Annotated in this window: 1 protein-coding gene and 1 pseudogene; one reads left to right on the plus strand and one right to left on the minus strand. The window is 43.6% G+C overall.

Annotated features, from left to right (window positions below):
* The first annotated feature begins 30 nt into the window (after positions 1-30).
* A complete protein-coding gene (locus F6K57_RS41440; RefSeq protein ID WP_293074953.1) occupies positions 31-2,562 on the plus strand; it encodes an NHLP bacteriocin export ABC transporter permease/ATPase subunit in 2,532 nt (843 codons plus the stop codon).
* Between the two features lie 58 nt (positions 2,563-2,620).
* Here F6K57_RS41440 and F6K57_RS41445 read toward each other — a convergent pair.
* Positions 2,621-2,782, minus strand: a pseudogene (locus tag F6K57_RS41445) (IS1 family transposase); the annotation flags it as partial.
* Between the last annotated feature and the right edge of the window lie 288 nt (positions 2,783-3,070).

A 3,070-nucleotide genomic window follows, 5' to 3' on the forward strand; every position in this document is an offset into this window, starting at 1 on the left:
GGGCGACGGCGTTAACTAATTAGCCTGGGAGTGGGTGAGGCTTTGTTTGGGATGGGGGCGAATGCCCAAGACAAGCCTTACACCATGCTAGCTGTGGCAATTGAAGAAGCAACAGTTTGTCAGTTAACCACTAGAGAAATAGAACTAGAAGGGAATAGTAATGGTAAAGCAGCCACCCGGATTTCCCAGGACATCATTAGGTTGACCGAGAAATGGATTGAGGGATTTTCCATCTTCCCTGGTGTGGTTACTCCGTCTACAGTATTGGATACCTCAGCAGTTTACAGTTGGGAGTCCCTACAGTCCCATCTGGATCAGCTATACAGTAACCTCTACCACTACCTAGCTAAACTCGAACAAACAGAATCAGCTCAAAAACTGACTCAGTTCCAAGAACGGGAACGCCTCAATCATCAAGTTACTACGGAAGCGATTGCAGAACTAGCATCTGTGATCAAGCCCCAGTTAAAAGAGAGTTTTCAACAGGGAACCCCCCTGTTAATTGCCGCTGGTGCTGTAGGAAGGGCGATGGGGATTCAAATTAATCCCCCTGCCCAGTCAGAAGACCTGAATCGAGTCCGAGAACCCATAGAAGCGATCGCCCGTGCTTCCCGCATTCGGATCCGGCGAGTGATTCTACGTGACTACTGGTGGAAGAAGGACAATGGGCCTCTATTAGCCTACACCCGAGAGGATAATCGACCTGTGGCACTGCTACCAATAGGGGTGGGTGAGTATGAGGTCCTAGACCCAGAATCGGGAAAGCGTGTCCCAGTCAATGGCAATAATGCTAGTTTCGTTGCTCCCATGGCTTATATGTTTTATCGGTCATTCCCCGATCAAGCAATTAAAGCCTTAGACTTACTCCAGTTTACTTTTAGAGGTCGTAGCAAAGAGTTAATCACCTTGATGTTGACGGGAGTTGCCGCTGCTGTTTTGGGAATGGTCACTCCCCAAGCCACTGCCATTCTGATTGACAATGCTATTCCCGATGCTGACCGGGGATTATTAGGACAGGTAGGGTTAGGACTGTTAGCAGCTAGCTTTGGCAGTGCCATCTTTCAAGTGGCTCAAGGGCTTGCCACCTTGAGATTACAAACGATTAGCGAAGCTACCAGCCAAGCCGCTGTTTGGGACCGATTATTAAACCTAAGAATTTCTTTTTTTCAGCAATATTCCACTGGAGACCTAATATCCCGGGCTTCAGCAATTTCTGAGATCCGTAACCGACTCAGTGGCACAGTGATGCAAACCCTATTCACCAGTTTTTTCTCTCTGTTAAATTTGGGTTTGCTGTTCATCTACGATGCCCAATTAGCCTTAGTCCCGTTGGGAGTGGCATTAACTGCGATCATTGTGACCACTACCTCTGGTATTTTAACCCGGCGCAAGCTAAGACCCTTGCAACAGCTAGCAGGAGAAATTTTTGGACTGACGGTGCAGCTAATTGGTGGTGTTTCTAAACTCCGGGTAGCAGGGGCAGAAAATCGGGCATTTGCCTACTGGGCTAAATACTATACTCAGCAAATTAAGCTGGTGCTGAGTACGCAGTTAATTGAAGACTTACTGAACGTATTTAATACCATACTTCCTACCCTAAGCCAAATGATTATCTTCGCCTTGGCTGTCGAATCCATTACCAAATCCCAATCTGGGCAAGGTTTATCTACTGGTACGTTTTTAGCCTTCAATACTGCTTTTGGAACCTTTATCACTGGCGCAACTGATTTAAGCAATACCCTAATTAATATCTTAGAAATAGGTATTTTATGGGAACGAACTCAACCGATTTTAGAAGCTACACCAGAACTAGACTTAAGCAAAGCGGATCCAGGACGGCTTTCGGGGCAACTTAAATTAGATCATGTCAGCTTCCGCTACCGAAAGGATAGTCCTTTGACTTTAGAGAATATTACTATTCAGGCAAACCCTGGAGAATTTATTGCTTTAGTCGGTCCATCTGGTAGTGGCAAATCCACGATTATCCGATTACTGTTGGGGTTTGAAACCTCTGAAAATGGCACCATTTACTACGATGGTCAAGACTTATCTGGACTAGATATCTCAGCTGTGCGTCGGCAACTAGGAGTAGTGCTACAAAACGGTCGAATTAATAGTGCTTCTATCTTCGATAACATTGCCAGTGGTGCTTTAGTTACCATGGATGAAGCCTGGGAAGCTGCAAAAATGGCAGGGTTTGCTGATGATATTGAAGCCATGCCGATGGGGATGCACACCGTTATTTCTGAAGGTGGTACCAATCTTTCTGGTGGACAGCGACAACGGCTATTAATTGCCCGTGCCTTAGTCTTAAAACCAAGACTATTGATATTCGATGAAGCTACCAGTGCTTTAGATAACCGCACTCAAAGCATTGTTAGTCAAAGTATTGACGAATTGCGAGTGACTCGGATCGTAATTGCCCACCGCCTCAGCACTATCCGCAACGCAGACCGTATTTATGTCCTGGAAGCTGGGAGAGTGGTACAGCAGGGAACCTTTGAGGAACTGCTTAATCAGGAAGGGTTATTTGCCAATTTGATGGCTCGACAAATGGTTTAGAAGTATGAATTCTTAAACCATGAACTATTGCTTTGGCGTTGCTGAATAACTAAATGGTTTAACCAGAAAGGTAAATTATCTGATATATTAAATAATAAATAAAAAGCCTAATTGATAATTCCAACATTTATTCAGATTTAGAGTAGCACAGAGAAAGTCGATGTAGTCTGGCTAAATAATGTCTTAATCTCGTATTTTCATTTTATCTTCTAGTAAGATAAGGATTATCTGAACATGATATTAACCCTTAACACCCCCCAATATAAAAACCCCTACATTAAACCTCTACATTTATGCAGGGGTTTTTCCATAAACTTTTGTCATAAAAGTGTTTCAGCCTTCAGGGCGAAGAAACTCCTTTCGACAATATTCTATAGCATCATGATTAGACTTATAGGCATATTGTAGAGCTTTATTGCTAGACTTAGAGGCTTTATTCCAACTTATTTGATACCACTTAGATAAATCTATTGCTTCAAAAAAATCGACATGTCGTTGAAAATCTAAA

Source organism: Moorena sp. SIO4A5 (genome assembly GCF_010672005.1).
GTDB lineage: Bacteria > Cyanobacteriota > Cyanobacteriia > Cyanobacteriales > Coleofasciculaceae > Moorena.